At 66.4% G+C, this 25786-nt stretch carries 19 protein-coding genes and 5 pseudogenes; 13 read left to right on the top strand and 11 right to left on the bottom strand.

The features are described 5' to 3' along the window. Positions 1–82: 82 nt before the first annotated feature. Together AWC07_RS01250 and AWC07_RS29230 are read left to right on the top strand one after the other, a co-directional pair. On the top strand, positions 83–2473 hold the full coding sequence (locus AWC07_RS01250) for an ATP-binding protein (RefSeq protein ID WP_051508016.1): 2391 nt from the start codon (positions 83–85) through the stop codon (positions 2471–2473). 136 nt (positions 2474–2609) lie between these two features. Further along, positions 2610–4052: a PE family protein gene (locus AWC07_RS29230; protein WP_051508017.1), complete on the top strand. Its 1443-nt coding sequence runs from the start codon at positions 2610–2612 to the stop codon at positions 4050–4052. A 181-nt stretch (positions 4053–4233) separates the two neighbouring features. Here AWC07_RS29230 and AWC07_RS28295 read toward each other — a convergent pair. Continuing rightward, a pseudogene (locus AWC07_RS28295) lies at positions 4234–4482 on the bottom strand (methyltransferase domain-containing protein); the annotation flags it as partial. Positions 4483–4515: 33 nt separating this feature from the next. Then, positions 4516–4638, bottom strand: a complete 123-nt coding sequence (locus AWC07_RS29225) for a hypothetical protein (RefSeq protein WP_279628846.1) — start codon at positions 4636–4638, stop codon at positions 4516–4518. Between the two features lie 43 nt (positions 4639–4681). On the opposite strand from AWC07_RS29225, the gene AWC07_RS01235 reads away from it, so the two are divergent. The 3 genes and pseudogenes from AWC07_RS01235 to AWC07_RS26410 all read left to right on the top strand — a co-directional run. Further along, entirely contained in the window at positions 4682–5266 is a 585-nt protein-coding gene (locus tag AWC07_RS01235; protein ID WP_036414124.1) for an IS607 family transposase, read from the top strand. A 2-nt stretch (positions 5267–5268) separates the two neighbouring features. Next, positions 5269–6646 (top strand): annotated as a pseudogene (tnpB, locus tag AWC07_RS01230) (IS607 family element RNA-guided endonuclease TnpB). Positions 6647–6703: 57 nt separating this feature from the next. Then, a pseudogene (locus tag AWC07_RS26410) lies at positions 6704–6892 on the top strand (septum formation family protein); the annotation flags it as partial. Between the two features lie 6 nt (positions 6893–6898). On the opposite strand, the gene AWC07_RS01225 reads toward AWC07_RS26410, so the two are convergent. The 3 genes and pseudogenes from AWC07_RS01225 to AWC07_RS28290 all read right to left on the bottom strand — a co-directional run. Then, positions 6899–9796, bottom strand: a complete 2898-nt coding sequence (locus AWC07_RS01225) for a DUF4349 domain-containing protein (protein WP_036414126.1) — start codon at positions 9794–9796, stop codon at positions 6899–6901. Next, positions 9793–10425 carry a MerR family transcriptional regulator gene (locus tag AWC07_RS01220; protein ID WP_036414128.1) on the bottom strand — a complete coding sequence of 211 codons (633 nt, stop codon included), beginning with the start codon at positions 10423–10425 and terminating at the stop codon, positions 9793–9795. Before AWC07_RS01220 ends, AWC07_RS01225 begins: the two co-directional genes overlap by 4 nt. A gap of 703 nt (positions 10426–11128) precedes the next feature. Continuing rightward, positions 11129–11683: pseudogene (locus tag AWC07_RS28290) on the bottom strand (PPE family protein); the annotation flags it as partial. Positions 11684–12181: 498 nt separating this feature from the next. Between AWC07_RS28290 and AWC07_RS29220 the strand changes: the two are divergent. Both AWC07_RS29220 and AWC07_RS01205 read left to right on the top strand, forming a co-directional pair. Next, positions 12182–13431 (top strand): annotated as a pseudogene (locus AWC07_RS29220) (BTAD domain-containing putative transcriptional regulator); the annotation flags it as partial. Positions 13432–13576: 145 nt separating this feature from the next. Beyond that, on the top strand, positions 13577–14188 hold the full coding sequence (locus AWC07_RS01205; RefSeq protein WP_139829468.1) for a hypothetical protein: 612 nt from the start codon (positions 13577–13579) through the stop codon (positions 14186–14188). 19 nt (positions 14189–14207) lie between these two features. On the opposite strand, the gene AWC07_RS01200 is transcribed toward AWC07_RS01205, so the two are convergent. Both AWC07_RS01200 and AWC07_RS01195 read right to left on the bottom strand, forming a co-directional pair. Next, a complete protein-coding gene (locus AWC07_RS01200; protein ID WP_036412347.1) occupies positions 14208–15437 on the bottom strand; it encodes a type II toxin-antitoxin system HipA family toxin in 1230 nt (409 codons plus the stop codon). Then, positions 15434–15643, bottom strand: coding sequence for a helix-turn-helix domain-containing protein (locus AWC07_RS01195; RefSeq protein WP_051507932.1), 210 nt, complete (start codon positions 15641–15643; stop codon positions 15434–15436). The genes AWC07_RS01200 and AWC07_RS01195 overlap by 4 nt, the downstream gene beginning before the upstream one ends. A gap of 253 nt (positions 15644–15896) precedes the next feature. Here AWC07_RS01195 and AWC07_RS01190 point away from each other — a divergent pair, with 253 nt between their 5' ends. Beyond that, a complete protein-coding gene (locus AWC07_RS01190) occupies positions 15897–16541 on the top strand; it encodes a type IV toxin-antitoxin system AbiEi family antitoxin domain-containing protein (RefSeq protein ID WP_036412344.1) in 645 nt (214 codons plus the stop codon). 16 nt (positions 16542–16557) lie between these two features. Continuing rightward, entirely contained in the window at positions 16558–17286 is a 729-nt protein-coding gene (locus tag AWC07_RS01185; protein WP_425271204.1) for a nucleotidyl transferase AbiEii/AbiGii toxin family protein, read from the top strand. Between the two features lie 618 nt (positions 17287–17904). Here the strand turns inward: AWC07_RS01185 and AWC07_RS01180 are convergent. The 4 genes from AWC07_RS01180 to AWC07_RS01165 form a co-directional block, all read right to left on the bottom strand. Beyond that, positions 17905–18846 (bottom strand): alpha/beta fold hydrolase, encoded by a 942-nt coding sequence (locus AWC07_RS01180; RefSeq protein WP_051507931.1) that lies wholly within the window; start codon positions 18844–18846, stop codon positions 17905–17907. Between the two features lie 151 nt (positions 18847–18997). Continuing rightward, positions 18998–19384: a DUF1330 domain-containing protein gene (locus AWC07_RS01175; RefSeq protein WP_036412341.1), complete on the bottom strand. Its 387-nt coding sequence runs from the start codon at positions 19382–19384 to the stop codon at positions 18998–19000. 3 nt (positions 19385–19387) lie between these two features. Beyond that, positions 19388–19855, bottom strand: coding sequence for a 2,4'-dihydroxyacetophenone dioxygenase family protein (locus tag AWC07_RS01170; protein ID WP_036412340.1), 468 nt, complete (start codon positions 19853–19855; stop codon positions 19388–19390). A 118-nt stretch (positions 19856–19973) separates the two neighbouring features. After that, on the bottom strand, positions 19974–21266 hold the full coding sequence (locus tag AWC07_RS01165) for a PucR family transcriptional regulator (RefSeq protein ID WP_051507930.1): 1293 nt from the start codon (positions 21264–21266) through the stop codon (positions 19974–19976). A gap of 102 nt (positions 21267–21368) precedes the next feature. On the opposite strand from AWC07_RS01165, the gene AWC07_RS01160 reads away from it, so the two are divergent. The 4 genes from AWC07_RS01160 to AWC07_RS01145 all read left to right on the top strand — a co-directional run bounded on the left by AWC07_RS01160 (position 21369) and on the right by AWC07_RS01145 (position 25772). Next, a complete protein-coding gene (locus AWC07_RS01160; RefSeq protein WP_036412339.1) occupies positions 21369–22199 on the top strand; it encodes an SDR family NAD(P)-dependent oxidoreductase in 831 nt (276 codons plus the stop codon). A gap of 22 nt (positions 22200–22221) precedes the next feature. Beyond that, entirely contained in the window at positions 22222–23022 is an 801-nt protein-coding gene (locus AWC07_RS01155) for an SDR family NAD(P)-dependent oxidoreductase (protein ID WP_036412337.1), read from the top strand. Between the two features lie 3 nt (positions 23023–23025). Continuing rightward, a complete protein-coding gene (locus AWC07_RS01150; protein WP_036412449.1) occupies positions 23026–24246 on the top strand; it encodes an EstA family serine hydrolase in 1221 nt (406 codons plus the stop codon). 176 nt (positions 24247–24422) lie between these two features. Next, the gene (locus AWC07_RS01145; RefSeq protein WP_036412453.1) at positions 24423–25772 is read left to right on the top strand and encodes a WS/DGAT/MGAT family O-acyltransferase; all 1350 of its coding nucleotides are present in this window, start codon (positions 24423–24425) and stop codon (positions 25770–25772) included. Positions 25773–25786: the final 14 nt, after the last annotated feature.

Here is a 25786-nt window from a genome sequence, read left to right as displayed (position 1 = left end):
GTTTCGGTTTGGCCGGTCGGGGGCATTGGCAGTCAGGGGCGCGATAGTAGCGTTAACACGATGCAAGAACGTAGGTGCGCGTTTGACTGAGGCTGTCGACTTCCGGCTGTTGTTCGAGTCAGCTCCGGGCCTGTTTTTGGTACTGGATCCCGACTTGAGGATCATTGCCGTCACCGACGCCTACCTGCAAGCGACGATGACCGAGCGAACACGGATTCTGGGGCACCTCATCTTCGAGACCTTTCCGGACAACCCGGATGACCCCAATGCCGAAGGAGTCCGCAACCTGCGGGTGTCGCTGGATCGGGTGGTGCGCGATCGCGTTCCCGACGCGATGCCGGTGCAGCGTTACGACATTCGGCGCCCGGACGGAGACTTCGAGGAACGCTTCTGGAGCCCCACCAACTCACCGGTGCTGGACTGGGCCGGCGCGTTGCGCTACGTCATTCATCGCGTGGAGGACGTTACCGAGTTCGTCCGCCTGCAAGCATCCGACACGGCCCAGCAGCAGGAGACGGCCGCGCTGCGCGCCACCACTCAGCAGATGGAGCAGGAGGTCTTCGCCCGCGCCTACGAGGTGGCCGAGACAAGCCGAAAGCTCAAGGAGGCCAACGCCGAACTGGCCGATCTCTACGCGCGGGCCAAGGAACTCGACGACCTGAAAAGCCAGTTCTTCGCCAACATCAGCCACGAACTGCGCACTCCGCTGATGCTGATCCTGGAGCCCGCCCGCAAGCTGCTGGAATCGACCGAACCGGCGGAGCCGTCACGTGCCGATCTCGAGCTGATCGTCCGCAATGCCCGGTTGCTGCAACGGCACGTCAACAACCTGCTGGACGCCGCTCGGTTGGAAGCCGGTACCGTCCAACCCAATTACGCGCACGTGGACGTCGCCGAGCATGTGCGCCTGGGCGCCTCGCTGTTCGAATCGCTTGCGGTGGACCGCGACATCGAATTCAGCGTCGATGCGGACCAGCCCGTTACGGCGGAACTCGACCCCGAGCACTTGCACCAGATACTGGTGAACTTGTTGTCCAATGCTTTTAAATTCACCCAACCGAGTGGCACCGTGCGTTGTTCGGTCTCGACGGATCCCGACCATCGAGTCATCATCGAGGTCGCCGACAGCGGCCCGGGAATACCATTCGAGCAGCGGGCGGCGGTCTTCGACAGATTCCACCAGGTCGAGGGCGGTCCCACGCGGGCGGTCGGTGGCACCGGGTTAGGACTGAGCATTGTCCGCGACCTGGTGGGATTGCACCGGGGCAGTGTCACCATCAGTGACGCCCGCGAAGGTGGAGCGCTGGTAATCGTCGACCTTCCGCGGTGCGCGCCCGCGGGTCTGCCGGTGCAGCAGGCCAGTCCCGGCGGCGCCGAGCGCTCCAGCCGGGATGCCGCCGGCGCGATCGCCGAAATCACCGCGGTCTCGGCAACGTCAGCCCAGCGCGAACCGGACATCGCAGACTCCAAACCTGTCATCGTGGTCATCGAAGACAACGTCGACCTCAATGCCTTTGTGTGCCAAGCACTGTCGCCGCACTACCGGGTCAAGGCGGCGTTCGACGGGCGGTCCGGACTGGAGCTGGCACGCACGTACCGCCCGGACCTGATCGTGTGCGACATCATGATGCCGCAGCTCAGCGGCGACGAACTGCTGCATCAGGTTCGCGCCGACCCGGCGTTGGCCAACACACCGGTGCTGATCCTCACCGCCCGCGCCGACGACCAGTCGAGGCTGGCATTGCTACAAGCGGGCGCGAACGACTACCTGCCCAAGCCGTTCCAGCTGGGCGAGCTGCGAGCGCGGGTCGACAACCTGGTGAATCTGCGATTCGCCGAAGCGCACGCACGGACCTTACGAGTGGCGGCCGAGCGCGAACGCATCGCGCTGGAACTGCATCGCTCGGTGACTCAGCGGTTGTTTCTCATCAGCCTGCAACTCAGCGCAGTCTTGCCGCTGGCGCGGGTGCCGGCCGTCGCCAAACGCATCGGCGAGTCGGTCAGCGAACTCGACGCCGTCATCAACGACGTCCGCAACACCATCAACCAGCTCGACATACCCACCGGCGACGAGACCAACTTTCGGCTGCGCATGTCGGATCTGCTCGGCGAAGTGGCCGAAGCTCTGGACGCCAGATTCCAGGTTTTCTTCACCGGCCCGTTGGACACCGTCGACAGAGCCATCACCAGCGCGCTCTACGACGCGGTGCAGCAGCTGGTCACGGTGATTCTGCGGCATGCAATCGCCGACGAGATCATTTTGCAGGCCACCTATGAGACCGACCTGGTGGTCACCGTGATCGAAAAATCCAGAACAACCCCAAGTCCGACGGCGGCCACCGACCCGACGGCCCTACTCCCCCAGCAGCTTGCCGGGCGCGGTGCACGACTGGACATGACCACGCCGGACACCGGCGAGACGGCGTGGACCTGGACGGTGCCCATGGCTGTCACCCGGCCAGCGGACGACTGACCGAACCAGTGTTTGACGTTGCGGGAGGCCTGAGCATCGGCTCACCAAGTCGATTGCCGGAATACCGGGATGTGCGCCCCGGATAGGGATACGATTTTGCCCCAGGTAGTGACCAGGGCACACGGGAGCTGGCTCAATGGCGTATGTGGTTGCGGAGCCCCAGATGCTGGCGGCCGCGGCCGGGGACCTGGCGGCGATCGGTTCGACGATCAGCGTCGCCAACGCGGCCGCAGCGGCCCCTACCACCGGGGTGCCGGCCGCGGGCGGCGATGAGGTCTCAGCGGGCATCGCGGCGATGTTTGGCATGCACGCGCAGGCTTATCAGGCCATCAGTGCGCAACTGGCAACGTTTCACGACCAATTTGTGCAGATCCTCCGCGCCAGTGCGGGATCGTATGCCGGTACCGAGGCCACCAACGCCGCCGCCGTAGACATGGGGTCGGGCGCCGGGCGCAGTGGCGGCGCCGGCGGCTCCGGAAATGCGGCTGCCGCCGGTGGGGCCGGCAGTGTCAGCCAGGCCGGCGGAAAAGGTGCGGACTCCGGGTCAATCGGCAGCGGCGGGGTCGGACAGCACAGCGGCCCGGCCGGAGGCGGCATGGCGAACCAGCACGACGCGGGCGGCGGCGGAGGGGCCGGCGGGCTCGGCAACGGCAACGCGATGAACCACGCTTCGGCCGACGCGGGCGGGCCCGCCGGTGTCATCCCCAACCAGCACCTGGCTCAGCCCGCTGGCCCCGGCATCGGCAATGGCATCGGCAATGGCGGCGGCCTGGGCGCGGCCGGTGCCAGCGGACAACACGGTGGCACCGGCGGGGTAGCCGCCGGTGTGTCTGATCAGCCCGGCGGCGGCGGTGGTGGTCACAGCGGCGGCGCTGTCGGCGCCGAACACGGCGGCGGTACGGCCGGCGGGGTCGCAAACCCTGGTGGCGGTGGTGATGGGGTCGCCAGCCCTGGGGGCGCCAGCCCCGGTGGGGCCGGGGGTGCCGTGGGCACCGACGTCCCGACTTCCGGGGGAGCCGGTGGCGCCGGTTCGCCGGCCGAGGCCCGTTACCACGACGGCACCACCAGTCCCGGTGGTTATGGCGGCTGGCCGTTGGGTTACGGCGGGCCCGCCGTGGCCGGCTGGAGCCTGGGGAGCAGCGGTATCGGCGATTCCGCCGCCGTGGGCGGCATGGCTGCGCCGGCCGCACCGGCGGCGACTGGAGCAGCCAGTGGAGCGGCCTCCAGGGTTGCGGAACCGCCGTTACCCGGGGCCGCCAAGGCGCAACCGCTGCACCAGGGCAACCCGCTGCATCCCGCCAACACGGCTCAGCCGGGCACTCCGGCGCGCTCGGACGGCCCGGCGCACCGGGTTCACCAACGCGACAAACCGTTGCTGCTGGTTCCCGTGAATCTTCGCGGTTTGCGCCGAAAACTGAAGTCGCGGTTAGAGATTCACGATGAAGACACCCTGCGGAAGGACTCCCGCAACGACGAGCGCAGCCGGCCGTGGGGTCGCGAGGAACTGCTGCACGCTCTTGGCCTGAGACCACCCGGGCACGAACAACTGATCGCGTCGTCGCGGTGCGACACCACGTAGCCGGTCACCGGTAACAGCCCTCGGGTAACCGAGGAGCGCCGTCGTCGGCTTCTCGACGGCGACAACCATCGTCGCGCCAGCCTTTGGAGGCGCGTCTTGCCGTGACAACGAGGCGTTGTGATTGCCCGTAGCGGCCGCAGCATGAAAGGTCACCGCGCGGACGAGTCACATCGACGCCCCCCCACTGCACTCGGTTGGATTTGGCACGAGCCTGATTGAGCATGCCGTCGGACATGTCGACGCCGTAGATCTCGTCGGGATCCAATTCGCGCTGCACACGGTCGCTGAGAATGCCGGTGCCACAGGCGATGTCAGCGATCTTGCGCGATCCGTGCGCGCGTAGTTGCGCAATCACCTCGTCGTGCGGCGGACGGTACACCCACCGCTGCAACACCGGCAGGTCGTAGGCCGGGGCCAGCAGGCTCCACATCCGGGTGACGACACCGTTGAGCCTGCGACGCACTTAAAGCGGCTCCAAGTTCTCCAACGTGGACACCAGCGGGTCCTTGAGACCGTGCCCGCGGCGACCACTCAAAATCCAGGAATCCCAACGGTTCCAGTCGGTGGTTTGGTCGTCTGCGGGCACGTACCAAACCTAAATGTCAGTGGTGTGCTGTAGGAACAGGCGTATGAATCTGGCGGCGTGGGCTGAGCGCAACGGTATTGCGCGGGTGACCGCTTATCGCTGGTTCCGAGCCGGGCTGTTGCCGGTCCCGGCGCAACGAGTGGGTCGGCTCATTCTGGTGAACGATCCGGCAGTCGAGGAGTCCCGGCGCGGGCGGACGGTGGTGTACGCGCGGTTATCGTCTGCGGACCAAAGATCAGATCTGGATCGGCAAGTCGCGCGTGTGACGGGGTGGGCCACCGCACAACAACTCCCTGTCGACAAGGTGGTGACCGAGGTTGGTTCGGCGTTGAACGGACACCGCCGTAAGTTCCTTGCGCTGCTACGCGATCCAGTGGTGACGCGGATCGTGGTCGAACACCGGGATCGGTTCTGCCGGTTCGGCTCTGAGTATGTCGAAGCCGCGCTTGCTGCCCAGGGCCGAGTATTGGTGGTGGTCGATTCAGCTGAGGTCGACGACGACTTTGTGCGAGATATGACCGAGATTCTCACGAGCATGTGCGCACGCCTCTACCGCAGGCGCGCCGCGGCCAACCGGGCTAAGCGCGCTATTGCCGCTGCCGCTGCCGACGATCGCGAGGCGGCCTGAAGGTGTCGAAATTCGAGATCCCCGAAGGCTGGACGGTACAGGCATTCAGGTTCACCCTCGACCCGACAGAGGACCAGGCTCGCGCGTTGGCACGGCACTTCGGCGCCCGGCGCAAGGCTTTCAACTGGACCGTCGCGACGCTGAAAGCCGACATCGCGGCCTGGCATGCCACCGGAACCGAGACGGCGAAGCCGTCGTTTCGGGTGATGCGGGCCCGCTGGAACCAGGCCAAGGACGGCGTGTGTGTCAACGACGAGACCGGGCAGGTGTGGTGGCGGGAATGTTCCAAGGAGGCCTACGCCGACGGGGTGGCGGGCGCGGTGGATGCGTACTGGAACTGGCAGCAGAGCCGTGCTGGCACGCGCGCCGGCAAGCGGGTGGGTTTCCCGCGGTTCAAGAAGAAGGGCCGGGACGCCGATCGGGTGTGTTTCACGACAGGGGCCATGCGCGTCGAACCGGATCGTCGCCACTTGACATTGCCGGTGATCGGGACGGTCCGTACCCACGAGAACACCCGCCGCGTGCAACGGTTGATCGCGAAAGGTCGGGCGCGGGTACTGGCAATCAGTGTGCGCCGCAACGGCACCCGGCTGGATGCCAGTGTGCGGGTACTGGTCCAACGGCCCCAACAACCCACCCTCGCCCGACCTGATTCCCGGGTGGGTGTCGATGTCGGTGTGCGTCGCCTGGCCACCGTCGCCGACGCTGACGGGAATGTTATTGAGCGGGTGCCCAATCCACGACCATTGGACGCAGCGCTTACAAAGTTGCGGCACGTCAGTCGCGCCCGCTCGCGCTGCACGAGAGGTTCACGTCAGTATCGTGAGCGAACCAACGAGATGTCCCGGCTGCATCGCCGGGTCAACGATGTCCGCACCCATCACCTGCACGTCCTGACAACACGATTGGCTAAGACCCACGGCCGCATCGCTGTTGAACGTTTGGACGCTGCCGGGATGCTGCGGCGAAAGGGCCTGCCGGGTGCCCGCGCCCGGCGGCGCGGACTGTCCGACGCCGCCCTGGGCACCCCGCGCCGGCACCTGTCCTACAAGAGGCTGGTACGGGTCGGAATTGGTCGTCGCCGACCGCTGGTTTGCCTCGTCGAAAACCTGCCACGCCTGCCGGCATGTTCAGGACATCGGCTGGGACGAAACCTGGCACTGCGACCAATGCGCAGCACGTCATCAGCGTGACGACTGCGCTGCCATCAACCTCGCACGCTACGAGGAACCCGATAGCGTCGTCGGCCCAGTTGGGGCCGCCGTCAAGCGTGGAGCCGACCGTAAGACCGGGCTGCGCCCGGCAGGTGGCCGTGAAGCGCGGAAGGGACGCAGCCACACGGCTGCCGAACAACCCCGGGACGGGGTGCAAGTCGCGTGACCACTAAAGATCACTCACTTGCAACGGTGACCGCAAGTACTTTCCCCGGGCCAGTCCAGCCTGGAGAGCGACTATCGGGAGCGGTGCTTGTCGGCGTTCGCCGCTTATGCGCCCAATGCCGCAGACAGCGAGGACTTCGAAAGCTATGTGCTGTATCCCACCCAGGCGACCTGGAACCAGGGTGACCGCGACGTGGTCTGCATCGCCACCACCAAGGTCAAACGCACCGGGTCGATCAAGGGCTGAGGATGGTCACGAGCTTGTCGTCGGGCCGCTGGGCGCACTGGATGCTCGCGGGAATGACCAGCGGCGCAGCACCAAGACGACCGCCAACACCAGCACGGCCAGCACCGGCAACCACGGCAGCAGGAACCCGGCCGTCAGCATGATGCCGTAGGCAGCCGAGAGCACCGAGTGCCAGCCGCGTTCGAGTGCACCAAGGAAACCAACCCGGGTCACGGTCGGTTCGGCGGAGATGCTGACGTTGAGCGTCGCGTAGGAAATCTGGTCGCCAAGTGTGGCGCGCTGGGCCCGCAGCGAGTCCAACTCGGCCTGGCGTTGGGTCAGCGACGACTCCGCGGCCAGCAGGTCAGCGGTGTTGTCCGCCCGGCGCATCAGCTCCAGCAGCCGATTGACCGAGGTCTGTAATGCCTCGATGCGGGCATCGAGGTCGACGCGCTGCGACGTGACGTCGGCGTGGCTGATCGACATCGACTTGACGGCCCCGAGTTTCTTGACGTCGGCCAGCACGGCGTCGAGCTTGTCCGCCGGAATGCGGACCACCAGATTGACCACCGGCGACTGGGAGTAGGTGCCGGACTGCTCCGAGCGCGAGTCCACCCGCCCGCCGGCGTCGGTGACCGCAGCGACGAGCTTGTCGGCCAGCTGAGTGGGCTCCGCGACCACGATCTGCAGCGAACCGGTGGTGACGATGTCGCGCTTGTAGGTGCCGTCCGGCGGCGGCGCCGGCGCCTGCGGGGCTGCCAGGGTGTTCTCGGTGATGCCGCCCTTGGTCTCGGGAAGGGCGGCGTCGGCTGTTTCGGAGGGCTTGCCGGCCACTCCCGAGTCGCGGGCGATGACGGGCAAGCCGTCGCGGTTGAGCGACCACGCCCAGCCGAGACCGACCAGCACGATACTGACGATGGCCAACGCGATTGCGTTGCGCAGCTTGATCGTTCGCGCGGCCAAGGCCGACGGGGTGGCCCACGGGGTGGCCGGCGGCGCCTTCGCCGCCGGCTGCGCCGCGCGGGTGCCGGCGGTGCCCCGGTCCGGCCATCGGTCCCATCCGGCCGGCGCCTCGACGGGTTGGATCACGCGGTGCTGCACTTCCCCCTCGGCGAGCACCCGGGTGACCAGGCTGTCATGGGCGACGTATCCGGTGAACCTGCACAGCACGTTGAACCGCAACGAGGTGTCGACGATCCGCTTTTCCAAGTCCTCTCGGAGACCGCCGGCGGCGGCGACGTAGCGGTCCTCGAGGTCACGCAGATGGGCCCGCGCCCACTCAGCGGTGACGGCCGGGGCTTCGTGGCGGTTTCCGGTGACCGTCGCCGACCAGTCGTCGCCTTCGCCGGTGGTGCCGCGCAGGGTGAGTGTGCCGGTCGCGCTTCCCCGGTACCGCCCAGTCAGCACCAGCGGTACTCCCGGAAGCAGGTCGGGTAGCCGAACCGGGCTCGTGGTGTCCGCGATGGTGTTCAGCCCTTGGGCGTGCAGTGCCAGGGAGTGAGCAAGTGGCGCGCCGACGCGACGCCGGATGGCCTGGATTGCCTCGTCGAGGCGGTCCTCGCTTTCCACCAGCTCGCAATGTCCCCCACCGACCCCGGCCAAGCGGTCCAGCAAGCCGGCGTTGACGGCCTGGTCCATGCCGACCGTATGCACCCGCACCCGCTGCAGCTCGTCCGACAGCTCGCGGAGCAGCTGGTCCTCGTTGCCGACCTGCCCGTCGGTGACCAAGACGAGCACGGCGTCACGTCCCTGCGAGCCACGCAATAAGGCGAGAGCCTGCCGCAGCGGCGCGAGCAGCTCGGTGTCGCCGCGCGCGTCCACCCGGGCAAGGTGCTCGATGGCCCGGTACCGGTGCCGGTCGCTGGCCTCGACCAGCCCGTCGGGCAAACCGGTGGGACGGTCAATGCGGTCGCCAAAAGTCAGTACCGCGAACCGGTCACCTGTGCTGAGCGTGTCGACGATCCGCGCCGCAACCCGGCGCGCGGCAACGATTTTCCATCCGGCCATGCTGCGGGAGCGGTCCAGCAGCAGCACCACGTCCCGCGGACGCGGCGGCGCCCCTGATGCCGGCGGCAGCACGGTGAGTTGATAGGTGCCCTCATCACCGTCGGCATCGGGTACCAGCACGAGCGAATCGGTGAGGTCTTCGGCGCCGTAGCGCAGCCGTAGCACGAAATCCTTGTTGGCCCGCTCGCCCGGCTGCACCTTTATCCGGCCGTCGTCGGTCGATACCGCGGGCAAGCTCGACCGCACCTCCGACAGCGTGAGGCCGGCGGGGTCAATGCCGACGTCGATGGTCGGCAGAACGGGGTACCGGTAACCGGGCAGCAGCACCGGCGGGGTGATGCGCGAGGCGTCGGGGACTACGTCGGTGTCGTCGGCGTAGCCGTCGCCGACAGCGCTATCCGCCAGGGGGGCGCCGGGAATGTAGCGCGGCGCGACCAGCAGCGGGAAGCGAAACGTGGCCTCGCCGTCCGCGTAAGCCAGCGGGTTGACCAGCGTGAGCGCCACGCGGACCCGTTGGGCCGGCAAGATGTTGCCCACCCGCATGGTGAAGACGTCCGGCCGCTCCTCCTCGACGATGCCCGCGCGCCGATCCGACACGATGGTGTCGTCGTAGGCTCGGCGGGCGGCTTCGCGCTCCAGCAGCTTCGCCTCGACCACCCGCCCGTCGACGCTCATCCGCATTCGGGTGACCGCCGCTCGATCCGGCAGCGGGAATACGTAGGTGGCTTCCAGTGGTACGTCGAAGGCGTTGACGAAGTCCTGGGTCAACTCGACCTGGCTGGTGAGCCCGGTGATCTCCACCCGAACGTCGACGCGGTCGAGCGGCAGGTTGCCCCGCTCGGCGTGCAGGGTGCCCGGTCCCGGATGGTGGTCCGCGGCTGTCTCCGCGTCGGTCATCGACGTGATGCGGACGGTCATGATGGGCTCCGTTCATCGAGGGGCGGGCCTGACAGCAAGCCGCGGTCGACCAGCAGTTCGAGCAGTGGCCGAGCGGCGGTATGGATGGCGTCGATGTCGTCTTCGTCGGGTGCGGCCGGCAGCACCAACAAGGCGCCGCCGGGCAGATTCACCGCGGCCAGCTCGGTGACAGTGTCAGCGCCGTTCGGCATCGGTTCGGCCGCTGATTCGGCGGCTAGTTCGCCAGGGCCCGGGGCGGCCCAGAAGCGGTTTCGACGGCCGGGTACCGGTGTCCTCTGTGACGACGGCTCCGGCTGCGCCATGACTGCGTCGGGGACGGCGGCGACCTTGCGCAGTGTTGCGTTGGTCGCCCCGGCCAGTCCGGCCTGGATCTCGGCGAGCGAATGGCCATGCGCCTGAAGGCGTTTGACGGCGACGATCTGTAGCAGGTGCCGTGGGCCGTAGACCGCGGTGCGTCCCTGCTTGGCCGGCGGGTCGACGAGTCCGGCCGTCGTATACCACCGCACGGCTCGGCGGTCGGGCAGCTCCCGGACCCGCCCGTTGGGCGCTCCCGGATACGCGGGATCGGCCAGGCTGAGTGCGACCCGTCGCACCAGCTCGTCCAGCGTCCACGACGCCCGCTCGGCCATGTTTCGATACTGACACTGTTACTATTACACTGTCAATGTTTGGATTGCGACGGGGCGAGCCAAGCCTGGGCCGCGGCATAGTCGATGACCCGAGGTCCGAATTTCAGCCGTAACGCAGGTTCTGACCCGGTCCGGGCCACCGATGCGGCCGGAACCTCAGGGTCCACCGTTCAGCCGGTGTCTCCTAACCCGCGGCTATTACTGCGTCGCCAGCCGGCCATTTCACGCCGTCAACGAATTCTCGGAAGTCGATCCTTCAGCAGCGTGGTGTTCACGGGGCGAGGGCCGTGCCGAGCGCCTGTAGGTCAGCACCGAGCAAGGTCAGCGGCAAGACAGCGTTGCTACCGACGAGGTTCACGGCCGTGCCGGCGTCATACAAGCCCGCGGCAGCCAGATAGGCAGCTGCCCCACCGAGGTTTCCTGAGCCGAGAGCTGAAACGGCCCGATTGATGTTGTTGCTGGTCACAGCTTGCGCATTAGCGAGTTCCGACTGGTTAAAACCGCTCTGGCTGGCCAATACGGATTCGCTAGTGAAAGCTATCGCGTTGAGCTGTTTGACTACCGAATTGAAGGCATTATTAATCGCCTGACTAAGAGGTTGAGGCGGTGTGATGGCAATGGTGATCAGACTGGCCAGGAACGCCAGAATGGCCCCATATTCGGTTATCCCTTGCGCGGGCGAAGGCAGCGACGGCTGAATAGGCGCGGCAGACGCGCCGGCCGATGGGCCCGGTAGGGACTGCAGCGCCTGCCCCCACGGTGACAACTGTGCGGCTGCCGCCGAAGCCCCGCCGTGATAACCCGCCATCGCAGCCACATCCTCGGCCCACATCTGCTCGTATTCGGCCTCGGTGGCCGCGATAGCCGGGGCATTCTGTCCCAACAGGTTCGAGACCACCAGCGAGACTATCTGGCTGCGGTTGGCGGCCACCGCCACCGGATGCACCACCGCGGTCCGCGCCGCCTCATAGACGGCCGCCACCGCTTGAGCCTGCGACGCCGCGCACCCAGCCTGGGCCGCCGCCGCGTTCAGCCACTGTGCGTACGGCGCGGCCGCGGCCGCCATCGCCGCCGACGCCGGACCCTGCCAGGATGAACCTGCCAACCCCGTTGTCACCGACGAAAACCAACACGCCGCCGAGTCCAGCTCGCCGGCCAGCCCCTCCCAAGCGGCCGCGGCGGCCAGCATCGGTTCCGAACCCGCACCGGCATACATCCGCGCCGAATTGACCTCGGGCGGCAGCACAACGAATTCCATGACACACATCCCTTCCTAGCTGGATCTGCCCTGCCTAGCGGCCAGTGCGGCGGCGGTCATGCTGATCGGCGACCAACCTCGCCACTCGAAGCGGCCCGGCGTGCGTGCGCCACGACGCGGCCACATCCGGCCACCGCATCCCCACGCGTCCCCGCGCGGCCGCTTTGCTGGCTCGCCTGGTCCACACCGCGCCGCACCTCCGCCGACGAACTGGCGCATGTACTGAAGCGCTGAACTCTACTACTGGTTACGGCGATAAACTGCATTTCCACCAAATCTGTAGACTGCTTGTTGCCAGGCGGTGTGCCGGCTAAGTCAGGTGATTTGCTAGCGGCATACCGACCGCAGCACCGTCCGCCAGCGGCAGCGGGAAGGTTGTGGTGTGGCCGAACCAGAATTGCAGGCAGCACCACCTTTACCCGATCTTGACCGGGTGTTGAATCGTCTCCCCGACGATCGCGAATGTGACTACGCCTCCAGTGGTGGAACTGGGCGGTTTTGGGACCTCTCCAGGTCCGGCAGCATGGCACGCCGGTCGCAATCCCGGGCGCTAAACCTCGGGCCATCCTCACCATGCTTGGGCTGCACGGCGGTTTCGTTGTATCGGCCGAGACACTCGTCGAACTGCTGTGGGGCGAGGACCCGCCGCGCACCGCCGCCAAGGCCCTGCAGACCCATATCTCCGCGCTGCGCCGCAGCCTGGGCGACGGCTTCGTGTTGACGAAGGGCACGGGTTGGACCCCGGCCGAAACCGACGTTGATGCCTCGCGTTACAAAGCGGCCGCCCGGTTCGGACGCGACGCCGCCGCCGCCGGCGACACCAGCGGGGCAGTGGCGCGCTTCGAGGAGGCGCTTGCCCCGTGACGGGGCAATCCCGAACTGCCCGATGGCCGGCAGGGAACATCGGAGAAGACGCGCTGGATCGAGGACCACGCCGCGCTGCTCGAGGATCGGGCCGACGCGCTGCTGGCCACGGTCCGCGCGGCGGAGATCATCGGCGAGCTGGAGGCCGGCGTCGCCGAGGCGCCGCTGCGCGAAAGGCGTTGGGGCCAGCTGATGCTCGCGCTCTACCGCGCCGGCAGGCAGGGCGAAGCCCTCGGCGCATATCAACGGGCGCGGGCGCAGCTGGCCGATGAACTGGGGGTCGACCCCGGGCCGGAGCTTCGGCGGCTCGAGACCGCGATCGTCGCTCAGGACTCTGCGCTGGAAATGCCCGTGGCACAACATCTTCCCTCGGTAACTTGTGCGGTGACCTTCCTGCTGACCGACATCGAGGGGTCAACGGCCGCCTGGGAGGCGGACGCCGACGCCATGGCGGTGGCGCTGGCGCGACACGACGAGCTCCTCGAACAGGTCGTCACGTCCCGCGGGGACGGTTGATCAAGACGCGCGGCGAGGGCGATGCGACGTTCTCGGTCTTCGAGCGGCCGTCGGCGGCCGCCGCCGCCATCGAGCTGCAAGATGCGATCGCCCACGAGCCGTGGGCGCTGAGCGAGCCCATGCGGATTCGCGTGGCTTTGCATACCGGGGAGGTCGAGCTGCGCGACGGCGACTACTTCGGTCGGGCGGTCAATCGCGCCGCCCGGCTGCGGTCGTTGGCCGTGGGCGGCCAGATCCTGTGCTCGGGTGCGACCGCCGAGCTCGTGGTCGACACGTTGCCCGACGACGTGGCGCTCGCCGACCGAGGAATGCGCCAGTTGCGCAACCTCACTCGCCCCGAGCACGTTTTCGAGCTCCGCCTGGAGACCGCCGACGACCGTCGTCGAGATCCTGACCGACGACAGTTTCATCCACGATCGCCACGACGTGGTGAATACCGGGTTCTGGGACGGCCGCGATGCCGTGATCGCAAACCTGCAAGCCCTGGCCGAGGGGGCGCCCACAACGTGGGCCGTGATCGCGACCCGTGGCGAGCGCCTCGCCCTCACTCGTATCTGTACACCGAATAGCGACCCTCGGTACGGGGAGTTCAGCGTCGAGATGCTCATCATCGCCGAAATCGACACCGACGAGCGGATCGCGGCGCAGATCGCGTTCGGCGTCGACGACGTCGACGCCGCCTTCGCCGAACTCGACGCCCGCTACCTCGCCGGCGAAGCGGCCGCGTACTCGCGCACGTGGTCGGCCGTCACGCAGGTCCAAACCGCGTACAACCGACACGAAGTCTCCGGGCCGACGACGGAGGACTGGGTGAACATCGATCATCGGCGAGCTAGAGCGTTCGCGCCCGGCGACATGATGCCCTACATACGTGCTACCTATGACGTCGCCCCGGACGTCCAGGGTCACATCGAGGCTGTGCACCGGTTGAGCAACCTTGGAACGGTCATCACAGAGGTAGTGACTGGGACCTCGCAGGAGGGCTTCGATGCCGAGTGGCGCGAGATCGGCCTTTTCGCATTTGCAGGCGAACTGCCCTGCCGGTTCGAAATGTTCGACGAGGAAGACCTTGATGCCGCGCTCGCAAGGTTCGACGAGCTCGATCGGCCGCCGCTAACACAGTAGTCGCCGCTTAGTCCTCTGCCTATTCAAGGCTGCCGATTCTCGTGCGCAGCATGTGCGCGAGAAGCTCGGTTTGCCGGTCATCAAATCCGATGTCGCCGCACCGAACCGGCCACTCCTGCGCGGCGTCGACGATCGAATCAATCATGCGCGACGTAGCGCGTGGGCGCAGGCCGAGCCGTTCGCCAGCATCAACGAAGCAAGCCCGGGTAAGCCGATTCGCACGCCCAAACAGGCTGAGCGCCATAGGATCACGCCACCGCAGGTAGGGCTGGGTGCACAGCAGGTCGTAGGCAGGCGTCGGTTGCCACACACCGTCGGGGTTGTAGATCGACAGGTTTTTACCATGCAGGTCCCCGTTGCCGATCAGCCAGGAGAACACAACGGTTTTGAGCAATTCCAGGGCGGCCGCCGCCCTGGAACCGCCGCCGTGCGCACATGCGTCGGCAAGGGTGCCGATGGCGGTCTCGGCCTTGATGCGGTACTTGGAGGCCGGGTAGATATCGGCGACTTGGCAGGCGTCTTCCTGCGCGATACACGTCGGCCCGTCTCGGTCGAATCGTCGCACCAACAATGCACTCCGACCGTCAGCATCGTGGAGCAAAGATGTTGTGGCGACTCGTAATCCGCAAGCCGCGGCCATCGACATAAAGAAGTGCTCGTTCTCAACCAGCAACGGATAGTGCCCAGAATTGAGCTTGAGGATCGCCGGTCCGGAGCGAGTCAGTGTGGGCGCCGAAATTATCGCAGCACTTACTTTCGGCTGGACCCCCGCCAATCCGACAGGATCTGCGTCAACCGAACCGACGAGTTTGTTGAAAACGGCCCGAAAGTCGGTGTCACGCTCGGGGTCGAACATCGGTATCGGTCGAACACGGTCAGCGCCGGCCGGCACCACCCCGACATTGCCGACGGTGTCCGCGCCGATCGCCAACAGCAGTGTCAGGTGATCGTCGGCTGAGGTCTTTGTCGATGAGGTCACCACACCCAGCCGGACGCCCTCGGGAAGGAGCCCTGCGAAGAAGGCTGGAACTGCGCCACCTGTGGTGACGACGGGGTAGCTATCGGTGCGCAGCAGCGACCATGACACGGACCGTTCGCGCACGCTCTCATCGGCCGAGTGCTGATCGGGAATGTAGTCAAAGCTGATCGTGTCGCGTGGCCCGCGCACCAAGTGGGCCACGAGATCGTCACCGAGATACACGTCGGCTTCGGCAATCCCGCGTAGATCAAGCCGTGTTGGTGTAGTCATTCGGATGCCGTGCTGATGTCGACATGCATCCCGAGCACCTCGGCAATTTCAATGACTGAGCCGAATTTGATCGAGCCGCTCCCCCGCTCCAACGCCTGGACACTCGAGCGGGACACGCCAGCGAGGTCGGCCAGCGTCTGCTGGGTGAGCCGTAATGCGATCCGGCGCTCCGCAAACGCGCGGCCTATGCGTGTAATTTCAGGCATAGTCGCCTCAGAACGCGGTCGCGTCCGCCTTGGGCCAGCCATCTTATCCTTATGCTTGTAATTCGATGCATAAGGAGTATGCGATAGCTGATAGATCGATGTCAAGGGCTTATGCTTGTAATCGCATGCTTAAGCAGACTTTGCCGCAACTGGGCCACGGGACACCTTGGCGCCCGCTGAGAGTAGGCCCGTTGCGGTCACGGGTATGCAATACGTACTCTACAGAGGTACGTTTCGCATACTTGGAAGTCAAATGGTGCAGGACCGCAGTACTCCGTTGCCCACCGGTTTGGCCCAGGCGCCGCTCAGGACGATTCGTCCTCGCGACGCCGCGCAGACCTATGCTCACCCCCGCCCACAGCTGGCCCGCCTCATCGAGCGCGGGCTTCTGCATCGTCTTGCCAATGGGTACTACGTGGTGGTCCTGCAGGACATGGTCGGGCGCGCATGGATGCCGGGCCTCGAGATCGCCGCCGCGGGAATCGCTTCGGCGATCTACGGCACCGACAACATCGTTGTGATGGGCGTCAGCGCAGCACGACTGCACGGGGCGATACCGCGCGCGCTGGCCACCGCGATCGTCGCCGCGCCTGAGCAGCACCGCCCCATCGTGTTGTCTGACCGCCCGGCTGTCGTGCGGTTCGTCAAACGCAACACCCACGGCCTGGACGCCGAGCGTTACGAGACCGAGCTAGGACCGACGCTGGTCACCACGCCCGAGCAGACGATCCTCGACCTCGCGCACCGCCCCGAACTCGGGGACGCGGAAGCCGAGGTTCGGTCCGCTGTCGCAGCACTGTACGAACGCAGTGACAAAGGCCGGCTGCACACCCTGGCGGCCAACCAGCGGCGCCGAGCGTCGCTACAGCGCGCGGAAACCTGGGCTGGCAGTGAATAGCGACGAACAACGTACCGTGGCAACCCAATTCGGGGTCACGGTGGAGCAAGTCGAGCGTGACCACCTCATCTCCCACCTACTTGCCTTCCTCAGCCGAGATTTCGGCGACCGAATCCACTTCATCGGCGGCACAGCGCTCGCCCGAACCTACCTTCCGGATGGGCGGCTCAGTGAAGACATCGATTTGATCGCGATCGACGATCGCAAGACCGTCGCTGCCGAGATGGACGCCGCCCTGCCGCGGGCGCTCGCGCGCACTCACGGGCGACTCGTTCTCGACCCGGCGCTCAGCACCGTCCGCGACACCCGCTCGGCGGTTCTTCGAACCGCCGCAGGCCTTTCCGTGCGACTGCAGTTGCTCTCCGCACGGGACAGGACGGCGTGGCCAACGAAGCGACGGTCACTGGTTCAGCGCTACGCCGACGCGCCCACCGCAAAGCTGTGGGTTCCAACACTTCCCGCCTTCGCCGCATCAAAGACCGCGACGTGGACCGATCGACACGCCCCCCGCGACTTGTGGGACCTCTGGGCGTTGAACGGCATCGGCGCCATCGATGCCGCGGCCGTAGAGCTCTACCGGCGCTTCCGCCCAACCAACCGGCCACCGGCGCCGAACGACTTCACCAGGGCGCCCACCGAAGCCGAGTGGCAGACCCAGCTCGCTGGCCAAACCCGCCTCACCGTCTCGGCAAACGAAGCACTGGCCACGGTACGAGGCGCGTGGGCGCGGGCTGTCGGCGACTGACCGAGCAGAGTCGGTCCTATAACGTTGAATAAACGTCGGCGGCCACAAACTGATCTTGAAGAATGGGGCCTGATGTGGGGCGGGCGGGGCTCGAACCCGCGAAAAACGGATTATGAGTCCTTAGCCAACTTCACTGCGACCAGCAAGAATGGTTAGCCGAAACGGTTCAAATCACCTGTAACACAGTGAAATTGACTGTTGGGGGTGCGGCTCGAGTACGGCTCGAGTACGGCTACAAATCGCCCTCGGTCGCCGGGGTGACGCCGGGGTGAGATGGGTTGAGGGGTGTTAGTTACGCCGGACGCGAGAGGCCGACGCCGGGCTGGAGCTGTGCGCGGCGGTGTTAGCCAGGCGCAGATGGCGGTTAAGCTTCAGCATTCGAACCTGGATGGGCAATGCGCCCGGGGGTACAGTCCGTCGCCAGGCGTTGCGACCTGTCTCACTGGAGTTGATGTTGGCCAGAGCCTTGCTCCTGCCGGCTTCCTCCATCCCACAACCTATTCCGCTGTCGGTCGGCCGGTCGGCCTCTACCGGAGGCTATCGATTGATACCGTAGGTTTGCGAGAAACCTGCGTTGAACCTTAGCTGGGACGACGCTGGGCTGGAATCTTGCCGCAGCTACCTTTGCTTGCAGGCACGCGACCGACTGTAGCCCTCGCAGCGGCAGGGGCGATGTAGTTGCTGCAGGAAGGCCTGTAGCCGCTGCAGGACCAGGTCAGGTCGTTGCTCGACGATCCAGTGACCAGCTCCGTCAACAAGTTCGATGTCGAAGTCACCGATCCGCTCGGGATGGTCACGGAGCAGCGTCGGAGTGATGACGGGGTCTGCGGTGCCGTGCAGCCAACGCACCGGAACCTTCACCCGCGAATCGGTGAATTCGCCTGTCATCCATGCAACCGCTTCGCGCACAAGGAAAGTGCGGTACCAACGTGAGCCCGCGATGGCGTGAGCGCGCTGTCGCAGTGGCCGCAGGTAGACGTCGACTTCCGGAGTAAAACCGGCACCGGCCCAGCTGCACACCCTGCGGATGAACCGCCCCTTCGGGTCTGCGATCAGCTTCGGCCCGATCACTGGCAACGCGATTGGGACCTGGTACCAGAACCGCCACAGATGTCTCAGCAGTGCCCCGTCGGCTCTGAGCCATGGCGCGGCGGTGTTTATGCCGATGAACCCGGCCACCTGATCGGGATGGCGCAGCATCATAATGAACGCCACCGGGCCACCCCAGTCGTGGGCGGCGACCGCGACGGGTCCGACGTTCAGCCGCCGTACCAACTGGGCGAGATCGTCGGCCATGTCGGTCTTGCGGTAGCTCCCCGTTGGGGCGGTACTCCAGCCAGCGCCACGCAGATCAGGGCATAGCACCCGGTAGCCGTCGGCCGCCAAGGGCCCCATGATCTCGCGCCACTGCCACCAGTGCTGCGGGAACCCGTGGACGAGCATGACGGGGGCGCCGTCGGCCGGGCCCGCCTCGGCAAGGTGGATCATCACACCTTGGCCTAGATCGATGAACCTGTGCCGCACGCTATCCACCGCGGGCGGTGTTGCGGTGCTGCTCATAACGTGCTGACGGTCGTTTCGAAGCGGCACGCTGACGCTGGCCGTCGTATGGGTGAGCCCGGTGGGAGCGGCCGCGGCTGCGAAACACCGCACAGCCCAACGCTAACGGCGATGCCACAGGTCAAAGCTAGCCGCAGTCCGACGGCACGGGTTACTGATTGAGCGGCCATGGTTCCGTCGCAATCAGATGGGTGCTCTCCAGCGCGGCGGCCCTGTGCACGTGGGCGTTCTCGTGGTAACCCGGGTTGGTCACCATGGCGACGAACGCCGCGCGTGACGGGTACCGAACAACCACGATTGCGTCCCACCATGGCCGGTCGATGTCGCCGGCGACGACGTGACTGGCGTCGCCGGCGTAGACCACCGTGGCTTCGACCGAATCGAGATACGGCTGCACTTCTTTGGCGTAGCGTTGATAGCTGGCCGCGCCGTCGGGCCCGAACTGCAGCAGGTTGATCATCACGACCGGTTCCGGGTTGTTGACCGCGGTCTTGATCAGCGTCGTCCGCTGTGCCGGGCTTGGTTCGATGGAGGCCATGGCTCAGGCGTCCCAGCTCGTCACGTCGCGCGGCTCGATGCCATTGGCGGCGAAGTACGCGGTGTATCGCTCGATCATCGTCTTGTGGTTTTCTTGCCACAGGAGCTTCTTTTCCTCGTCGAGGAACAGCAGCTCGCCGATCAGGACGAAGAAGATTTCGCTGTCTTCCACGGTCTGGGGGGTGTGCGATGAGCCGGCGACCTCATAGACGGTGTCGCCCTCGCGCGAAACCCAGTTGTTCTCCTTGTAGCGCCACGCGCCCTTGACGGTGTGGGCGATCACGATGCCGGTGTGGTAGTGCGGCGGAAGTTCAAGTCCGGCGGGCATTTTCATTGAGACGACGATCTCGCCACGGACCGGATCGACCTTCCAGTACTTCAGGAATACCTGGTCGCTCAGCGGGGTGAACGGGATCCACGGATTGTCGGTGCCGCTCATGTAGTTGACGTCGAGCTCTTGCAGGGTTTGCATCGGATCTCCTCGTGTCGGGGTGTTTCTACGGCTGGTCGGCCGAATGCCCGAAACGGTAGGAGTCCCGGCACCGGAATGACTCGGCGCGCGGCGCCAAGGATTCGGGCTCTGGTTGTGCTCAGATCACAGTTCGACGGCCCGGCGCTCCTGGATGACCCCGGACGAGCCCCGGCAGCGTGGGCAGCAGCGCCAGCGCGACGACGAGGTCGAGGGTGTCGGTATCGATACTGCGGCCGAGTATGGACTCGGCCTGATCGACGCGGTAGCTCACGGTGTTGGGATGCACGGTGAGTCGCTTGGCGGAGCGGGCGCGGCTGCGGTTCTCCTGCAGATATACCGATAGCGTCATCGCCACCCGGTACGTGGCCTCGTCGTCGTCGGCCAGCCGGCCGAGCACCCGGCCGACGAATGACGCGGCATGCTCGGGGTCGGCGCTGGCCAATGCGGCGACCGCCACGTCACGATAACGGGTCAACGACCCCAGGCGTGGTCCGGCCAGCGACGCGACGCGACGCGCGTGGGACGCCTCAATGTGGCTGCGGCGGAAGCCTTGTAGGCCCTGGCCCGGCTGTCCGACGGCTATCCTCACCCCCGCCGGCAGCGCCGCGGAGAATACTGGCGTATCGCTGTCGACCGCCGTTGCGGGAAAGGCTTCTCGCCGGCTGAGCCACCCGGCGATGACCAGTGACCCTAGCGGGTGAATCAGCGTGGTTTCGGCGGTCATCGTGCGGGCCGCGTCGGCCACCGCCTCCGCAAGTAGTCGCTGCGCGTCGCTATCGGTCGGCACTGTGTCTACCCACGCCACGACAGCGACATGGTGACGGTTGACGTCGTAGCGTAACCGCTTCGACGCCCGTTGGGGATCGCGTTCGCGTTCGGCCACGATGTCGTCAATGGCTTCGGTGCGGGCCGCCGCCGCGCCGCGCAGCCAAGCCTCACGCTCGGCTTCGTAGGCTTCCTCGACGCGGATGAGCGCCGCGTCGATGTAGCCGAATATCCAACTCGTAGCGAGCTGCAGGGCCGCGGCTTGTTGGGTCGCGTCGGGCGCCGACGCGGTGATCCGGGCACACATCCACTGCCACACGACGTCTTGGGCAAATCGGTAGAACCGCATGAAGTTGGCGAGGGCGATCTGTCGCTGCACCCCGGCGCGGGCGATCGCCAACGTCGACACTGGAAGCTCGAATTCCCGTGGGTCACCGGCCAGTTCGATGATCTCGGCGACCTGCCGAATACCGGCCTGCGCGCTGACAAGATTCTCCTCGACGCTTTGCGCGTCGGCAAACAGCTGTGGCATCTCCGATCGCATCCGAGCCACAGTCCGTTCGGCCAGCTCCGGCGCGCGGTCACGCATCTCGGTGGCGATGGGCCGCAGTATCTCCCGCCAGACGCGTTGGTCACCGACCTCCATGGCGGCAAAACATACTCCGCTGTGACGGCGTCACAACGAAGATCCGTGATGTTGGTATCTGTGCACGAGTATCGATGGCCGCCGGCGCCGTAGCTTGCCGTCATGCTCAAGACCAAAAACCTCGCCGGCCGGGTGGTAGCCGTCACCGGAGCTGGTGGCGGCATCGGCCGCGAACTGGCCCTCTTGTGCGCACGACGGCGTGCCGACCTGGCGCTGTGCGACATCAACGACGCCGCCGTGGCCGAGACCGCCGACGCGGCGCGAACCGTGGGCGCGCAGGTCCTGAGCACGCGCGTCGACGTCTCCGACGCCGAGGCGATGACGCGATTCGCCGGGGCGACGTTCGCCCGGTTCGGCCGGGTGGACCTATTGGTCAACAACGCCGGCGTCGGGCTGGTCGGCGGGTTCCTCGACACCAGCCGCAAGGACTGGGAGTGGCTGATCGGCATCAACCTCATGGGCGTGGTGCACGGCTGCGACGCCTTCCTGCCCGGCATGATTGGCCCCGGCCGCGGCGGACACGTCGTCAACCTGTCCTCGGCGGCCGGCGTGCTGGCCAATCCGCAGTTAACCGCCTACAGCGCAACGAAATTCGCGGTTTTCGGACTGTCCGAGGCGCTGCGAATGGAGCTGAAGCCGCACGGCATCGGCGTCACGGCCGTGTGTCCCGGCATCATCAACACCGCGATCACGCAGACCAGCCCGATTCGCGGCTCCGGCGACATCGACCAGCGCCGCACGCGGCTCGCATCGACCTACGCAAAGCGCGGATATACGGCCGAGCGCGTCGCGCACAACATCCTGCGCGCGGTCGACCGCAACCGCGCAGTGGCACCGATCGCCGCCGAGGCCCACGCCATGTACGGGCTCTCTCGCGCCGTCCCGCCGCTGGCCCGGTGGGCCGCCGCGCGGCTAGCCGAACTCGCCAAATAACCAACCGAAACGAGGAATTGACATGCGACTCGAAGGCAAACACGTTCTGCTAACCGGCGCCACCGGAGGCATCGGTCGTGCCATCGCCAACGAACTGGCGGCGCGGGGATGCGTGCAGACGGTCACGGCCCGGCGCAAAACCGAGCTGAAGCGACTGGTCAGCGATCTGGGTCCGTCCGCCCGCGGGCTGACCGCCGACCTGACCAACCTCGACGAGGTACGCGATCTGATGACCCGGGCGGCGCCGGTGGACGTTCTCGTCGCCAACGCGGGCGTCGGCATCCCCGAGGACCTGGAGATGTTGAACGACGACGAGATCGAGCAAGCGATCCGCATCAACTTGCTCGCCCCGGCCGCGCTGGCGCGCGCGGCGTTGCCGGCGATGAAACAACGCGGGGCCGGCCACATTGTGTTCATCTCGTCGGGCGCGGGCCTCGTCGCGACTCCGGGCAACGGCACCGTGTACACGGCCACCAAGTGGGGCCTGCGTGGGCTTGGACTGGCCCTGCGACAGGAGCTGCACGGCACGGGTGTCGGTGTTTCCACGATCTTCCCCGGCCCCATCCGCGACGCCGGAATGCTGGCCGACACCGGCGTCGCCATTCCACGGGGCTTCGGGACCAGCTCGCCGCAGGACGTCGCGCGGGCCGTGGCCCAGGCGATCGAGGGTGACCGGCCGGAGACCACCGTCGCGTCGGCCGGCCTGCGCCTACTGGTCGGCCTCGGTGCCGTCGCCCCGGTACTGGTCGGCCGCCTCGCCCGGTTGGCCGGAGCGGGACGCGTGCGCGAGGCAATGCTCAGCCCCGCGCAGCCGACGCAATAGCCAATGAGAGTCAAGGCGTCGCCCGGCGTGATCGCCGGCGTTGTCGATGAAGGGTACGGCAAACTCGCCGACGAGTTCCGCCGAAATATGAGGAGCGGCAAGGAGATCGGCGCAGCCGTCGCCGTCTACCGCGACGGTGTCAAGGTGGTTGACCTCTGGGGTGGCTACCGAAACGGCGTCACCAAGGCCCCTTGGGGGCGCGACACCGTCGTCACCATGTTCTCCACCACGAAGGGCGTGTCGTCGATGACGGCCGCCGTCGCCGCTTCCCAGGGCTTGTTGTCCTACGACGCCAAAGTAGCCGACTACTGGCCCGCCTTTGCGCAGGCCGGCAAGGATTCAGTGACGGTGCGGCAGCTGCTCTCGCATCAAGCGGGGCTACCGGTCATCGACCCGCCGTTGACGCTGGCCGACATGGCGGACCCAACGAAGTTATCCGCAAAGATCGCGGAGATGGCACCCGCATGGGTTCCCGGCTCCCGGCACGGCTACCACGCCGTCACGCTGGGCTGGTACACATCCGAACTCATCCGCCATGCCGATCCGGCCGGGCGTACCCTCGGCCAGTTCTTCGCCGACGAGATCGCGAAACCACTCGGGCTGGAATTCTATATCGGAGTACCGGATTCGGTACCGCGTGATCGCCTGGCGCAGCTCCATGGGTGGCGCCCAGCCGAGGCGCTGTTGCATCTCAGGGCGCTGCCGCCACGCTTTGTGGCTGCACTTGTCAACCCCCGCAGCCTCACGGCCCGCGCGGCCCATATTCCCGGCCTGCGCAGTCTGGATGACATCAACCTTCCTGACCTCCGCGCCGTCGAGATGCCCGCCGTCAACGGCACCGGGACGGTGCGTTCGGTGGCCAAACTATACGGCTCGGTCGCCACGGGTGGCTCAGAGATCGGGATGACGTCAAGCACACTCGACGCCCTGATCGCCGATCCGGCAATGCCCACCAAGGGTTTTCGAGACAAGGTGTTGAAGGTCGACACGGCCTTCTCGCTCGGCTTCGTCAAGCCGTTTCCCAGGTTTAGGTTCGGTTCCTCCGACAAGGCGTTCGGAACGCCTGGAGCCGGTGGATCATTTGGATTCGTCGACCCCGACACCGGCATCGGATATGCGTACGCGATGAACAGGCTGGGATTTCACATATGGAGTGACCCACGGGAGCTCGCGCTGCGCCAAGTCCTGTTCCACACGATCCTCAGGGCCAGACCGCAAACGTAATTTCGTCGGTTTCAGCGATCGATGACCGTTTGTCGTGCGATCACAATCGTCGGGAGCCGCCTTGGCACGCTGCTACGAGCATCCTAGCCGCTCGCCGCCTATCTTTTGCAGCATGTTCGATGCCGGGCCACCGGTAATCGGCTGGCACACACCACTACTCATTCAAAGGACACCCCATGAACCTGATGTCACCCCTCGAGTCGATGATGTTGCTCGCCGAGTCGCCCGGCCACCCCATGCATGTCGCGGGCTTGCAACTGTTCGAGCCGCCACAGGGCGCGGGTCCGGAATTTGTCCGCGAGTACTACGAGGCGATCCGCGCACGCGAAGATGTCCAGCCCCTTTTCCGCAAACACCCAGCCACGTTGCCGGGAGGGCTGAACGCCGGCTGGTCATCCGCGGACGACATCGATTTCGACTACCACGTGCGGCGCTCGGCCCTGCCCAGCCCCGGGCGCGTGCGAGAGCTGCTCGAACTGACTTCCCGACTGCACTCCACCATGCTCGACCGGCACCTTCCGCTGTGGGAGAGCCACGTCATCGAGGGGCTCGACGACGGACGCTTCGCCGTCTACACCAAGGTTCATCACGCCCTGGTCGACGGGGTCTCGGCGATCAACCTGTTTCAGAACTCGCTCAGTGGCGACCCGGACCAACAGGAGATTCAGGCGCCGTGGGCGCTACCGAATACCGCTGACCCTGCCACCGGCGCCTCGTCGAGGCTGGGAACGCTGGTCCGGACCATCAAATCGGTTCCGCGCTTTGGCGCCTCGACGCTCGGCCTGGCTCGCTCCGCTCTGCTCGAACAGCAATTGACGTTGCCGTTCCGGGCGCCGCGGACCATGCTGAACGTCCCGATCAGCGGCGCCCGGCGCTGCGCCGCTCAATCGTGGTCAATCCAGCGTGTGGTGGACGTCAAGAACGCGGCCGGTGCGACCGTCAACGACGTGGTCCTGGCGATGTGCGCCGGCGCGCTGCGGGCTTACCTCACCGACCAGAACGCGTTGCCCGAGAAGCCATTGGTGGCCATGGTTCCGGTGAGCTTGCGCACCGCCGACGACGCGGCCGGGGGCAATGTTGTGTCGGCGGTGCTGGCCAATCTGGCCACGCACATCGACGACCCGGCACGGCGGCTGGCTACGATCAGCGAATCCATGCGGAACAGCAAGGCCGTCCTAGCCCAGCTGCCCCGGCCGCAGGCGATCGCGATGGGAGCGCTGCTGCTCTCGCCGGTCGTACTGGGCGGGATGACCGGAATGTCCACGAACCCCCCGCCGTTCAACGTCTGCGTCTCCAACGTGCCCGGCGCGCGAAACCCGTTGTATGCCAACGGTGCGCGGCTGCAAGCTACCTACCCGATGTCCATCGCCGCCCACGGGCAGGCGCTCAACATCACCTTGGTTAACGGCGGCGACAGCCTCGACTTCGGTCTGGTGGGATGCCGCCGCGCCGTGCCGCACCTGCAGCGGCTGCTCAGCCATCTCGAGACCTCCCTCAAGGAGCTCGAACGCGCCGCCGGCATCTGACCTACTGCCAAAAA

Origin of the sequence: Mycobacterium gastri, from assembly GCF_002102175.1 — a bacterium.
In the GTDB taxonomy this organism is placed as follows: domain Bacteria; phylum Actinomycetota; class Actinomycetes; order Mycobacteriales; family Mycobacteriaceae; genus Mycobacterium; species Mycobacterium gastri.
The sequence above is the reverse complement of the archived record's forward strand: the minus strand, read 5'-3'. Positions and strand labels throughout refer to the sequence as shown.

Bases quoted from the DNA above. Each gene is read 5' to 3' on its own strand.
- AWC07_RS29230 (WP_051508017.1), top strand. From the start codon at position 2,610: ATGGCGTATGTGGTTGCGGAGCCCCAGATGCTGGCGGCCGCGGCCGGG.
- AWC07_RS01235 (WP_036414124.1), top strand. From the start codon at position 4,682: ATGAATCTGGCGGCGTGGGCTGAGCGCAACGGTATTGCGCGGGTGACC.
- AWC07_RS01225 (WP_036414126.1), bottom strand. From the start codon at position 9,796: ATGACCGTCCGCATCACGTCGATGACCGACGCGGAGACAGCCGCGGAC.
- AWC07_RS01220 (WP_036414128.1), bottom strand. From the start codon at position 10,425: ATGGCCGAGCGGGCGTCGTGGACGCTGGACGAGCTGGTGCGACGGGTC.
- AWC07_RS01200 (WP_036412347.1), bottom strand. From the start codon at position 15,437: ATGACTACACCAACACGGCTTGATCTACGCGGGATTGCCGAAGCCGAC.
- AWC07_RS01195 (WP_051507932.1), bottom strand. From the start codon at position 15,643: ATGCCTGAAATTACACGCATAGGCCGCGCGTTTGCGGAGCGCCGGATC.
- AWC07_RS01190 (WP_036412344.1), top strand. From the start codon at position 15,897: ATGGTGCAGGACCGCAGTACTCCGTTGCCCACCGGTTTGGCCCAGGCG.
- AWC07_RS01180 (WP_051507931.1), bottom strand. From the start codon at position 18,846: ATGAGCAGCACCGCAACACCGCCCGCGGTGGATAGCGTGCGGCACAGG.
- AWC07_RS01175 (WP_036412341.1), bottom strand. From the start codon at position 19,384: ATGGCCTCCATCGAACCAAGCCCGGCACAGCGGACGACGCTGATCAAG.
- AWC07_RS01170 (WP_036412340.1), bottom strand. From the start codon at position 19,855: ATGCAAACCCTGCAAGAGCTCGACGTCAACTACATGAGCGGCACCGAC.
- AWC07_RS01165 (WP_051507930.1), bottom strand. From the start codon at position 21,266: ATGGAGGTCGGTGACCAACGCGTCTGGCGGGAGATACTGCGGCCCATC.
- AWC07_RS01160 (WP_036412339.1), top strand. From the start codon at position 21,369: ATGCTCAAGACCAAAAACCTCGCCGGCCGGGTGGTAGCCGTCACCGGA.
- AWC07_RS01155 (WP_036412337.1), top strand. From the start codon at position 22,222: ATGCGACTCGAAGGCAAACACGTTCTGCTAACCGGCGCCACCGGAGGC.
- AWC07_RS01150 (WP_036412449.1), top strand. From the start codon at position 23,026: ATGAGAGTCAAGGCGTCGCCCGGCGTGATCGCCGGCGTTGTCGATGAA.
- AWC07_RS01145 (WP_036412453.1), top strand. From the start codon at position 24,423: ATGAACCTGATGTCACCCCTCGAGTCGATGATGTTGCTCGCCGAGTCG.